We start from the raw sequence: 2,683 nt of genomic DNA, 5'->3' as shown, positions 1-2,683 counted from the left end.
CCGGCTGCGTTCTCGAACTGTATCGGTTTTTTTTTTCAAAGCACAGGAGGGCATACGAGATCACCCTCGGTCGCGTGGCCTCGGAGATGGGTAGAAGAGCCAGCCCCCGCCCCGCCGGCCCCCGTAGCGCCTGGGACGGGGTGGACGGCGGGCAGCGCGGGCCCGGTTCCGGGCTGGCCGCCGAGCGGGCCCGGCAGACGCGGATGGCCGTCGTCGGGGCGGTCACCGAGCGCTGGGCGCCCGAACAGGCGCGCCCCGTGCAGGGGAACTGGCAGTTGGCCGCCCCCGTCGGCCCGTCCACCGACCTGTGGGCGCTCGGCGCCCTGCTGTACCGGGCGGTGCAGGGGCACGCCCCCTATCCCGAGGACAGCACCGCCGAACTCGTCGAGATGGTGTGCGCCGAACCCCCGGCCTTCGCCGAGGAGTGCGGCCCGCTGCGCCCGGTCGTGGAGTCGCTGCTGCGTCAGGACCCCACCGAACGCCCCGACTTCGAGGAGCTGCGCGGCTGGTTGCGCAGCCTGGTCAGGTCGGCGCCCGAGCCGGAGGGCGGCGCACCGCTGATCACCGCGCCGGCCCCCGACCCGGGCCGGCTGCCCGCCGTACGCCGGCGCGGCGAGCTCTCGCACGGCCGCCACCGCGGCGCCCCCGGCCCCCGCAAGCCGCGCGGTCCCAAGTCGCTGGGCCGGACCCTGCTGCTGGCGGTCCTGCTGGCGCTGGCCGGCGGGGTGGCGTACGCGATGGTGTTCCTGCCCAAGGCCGACCAGGGCGCCGACCGGGCACCGGCCGGTGCGGCGGCCACGCCGAGGACCTCGCAGACGTCGCCGGGTTCGCCGAGCTCGCCGGGTTCGCAGCAGCCGGGCGCGAACACGCCCACCGGGACACCCGAGTCGAAGCCCGCCCCGCAGACCACCGGCCCCGGCGCGTCGCCGGCGCCCTCCGCCCCGCCCGGATACACCACGGCCCAGGACCCGGAGGGCTTCCAGGTCGTCGTGCCGAACGGCTGGGACCGGCGGCAGATGAACGACATCGGGCAGGTCCGGTACACCAACGGCGACTACACCCTCATCGTCGTGCCCGGCCGGGACGCCGTGGAGGGCAAGCCGGACCCGGCGGCGTACCAGAAGGACAAGGAGCGCGAGCTGGAGCCGTTCCGGTCCTCGACCTGGGTCACCTCCAAGGGCATCCGGACCACGACGGTCGGCCGGCAGCTCATCGCCGAGGGTCAGTACACCTGGATCGACGGCAACGGGCGGACGGTGTACGCCCGGAACTACGTCGCGGCGCTCGGCGGCCGCTACCACGTGCTCATGGTGACGGGACCGCAGGACGGGGAGGCCGAAGTGTCCAAGATCTTCGAGAATGCCACGGGGAGTTACCGACCGGGTCGCTGAAGCCACCCTGACGGAGAGTCACTACGGCGATTGCGTCACAGTGCTGCATCGCACCGTACGTCGTGTTCCGGCAATGGCCGCGGGCTCCGTAATCTGGCCCGAAGTGCATGAGCAGGGGCGGGTTTCGTGGAACACAGGACAGGCGCGGGCGATGTGCTCGCGGGCCGATACCGGCTCGTCGAGTCCATCGGCAGCGGTGGCATGGGCAGGGTCTGGCGGGCGCTCGACGAGTTGCTCAGCAGGACCGTCGCCGTCAAGGAACTGACGGCCGGTCTGTACGTCACCGAGGCCGACCGGGCGGTGCTGCACGCCCGGACGCAGAAGGAGGCGCGGGCCGCTGCCCGGATCGCGCACCCCGCGGTGGTCACCGTCCACGACGTGCTGGAGCACGACGACCGGCCGTGGATCGTCATGGAGTACATCGACGGTCCCTCGCTCGCGGAGGCCGCGAAGGCGGCCGGGCGGATCGAGCCCCGCGAGGCGGCCCGGATCGGGCTGCACGTGCTGGGCGCGCTGCGCGCCGCGCACGCGGTGGGCGTGCTGCACCGGGACGTGAAGCCGGGCAACGTGCTGCTGGCCAAGGACGGGCGGGTGCTGCTGACGGACTTCGGCATCGCCGCCATCGAGGGCGACTCGTCCATCACGCGCACCGGCGAACTCGTCGGCTCCATCGACTACCTGGCGCCGGAGCGGGTCACCGGCGGGGCGCCCGACCCGGCCTCCGACCTGTGGTCGCTGGGCGCCACCCTGTACACGGCGGTCGAGGCCCGGTCGCCGTTCCGCCGCACCTCGCCGATCTCCAGCCTGGCCGCCGTGGTCAACGACGAGCCGCCCGCCCCGCGCCAGGCGGAGGCGCTCGGTCCGGTCATCACCGCGCTGCTGCGCAAGGACCCGGCGCAGCGCCCGTCGGCGGCCGAGGCGGAACGGATGCTGCTGGAGGCGATGGAGGGCCGCGAGCCGAAGGCGGCCCAGGCGTTCGTGCCGACGAGCACCTTCCACGTGGCCGAGGGCCCGGGCCGCCCGGGCCGCCAGGGCGACCCGGAGCGGGACGAGCCGGCGGGACCGGCGGACCGGGACCGTGACCGGGATCGGGACTGGGACCGGGACCTGGACCTGGACCGGGATCGGGTTCGTGACCGGGACCTGGACCGGGACCGTGACCGGGACCGCGCGAAGAACGCCCGTACGGCGGCGGACCCCGGCCCCGCGCCCGCAGGGCACACGGCCGCCACCGCGCACCTGTCCGGCTCCGCCGGCCCGGGCAGCGGGTCCGCGACGGCCCCGGCCGCGGC

At 74.6% G+C, this 2,683-nt stretch carries 2 protein-coding genes; both read left to right on the top strand.

The genetic code is table 11. The features are described from left to right. Positions 1–74 precede the first annotated feature (74 nt). Complete coding sequence (locus GPJ59_RS35350) at positions 75–1,391, top strand: serine/threonine protein kinase (RefSeq protein WP_219672191.1); 1,317 nt, start codon at positions 75–77, stop codon at positions 1,389–1,391. Between the two features lie 126 nt (positions 1,392–1,517). Further along, positions 1,518–2,683: serine/threonine-protein kinase (locus GPJ59_RS35345; protein WP_308120671.1), on the top strand; the 1,166-nt coding region annotated here is incomplete at its 3' end.

It is taken from the genome of Streptomyces bambusae, assembly GCF_019400985.1.
GTDB classification, from domain to species: domain Bacteria; phylum Actinomycetota; class Actinomycetes; order Streptomycetales; family Streptomycetaceae; genus Streptomyces; species Streptomyces bambusae_A.
Note: the sequence above shows the minus strand (reverse complement) of the source record. Positions and strands in the feature narration are given on the sequence as shown.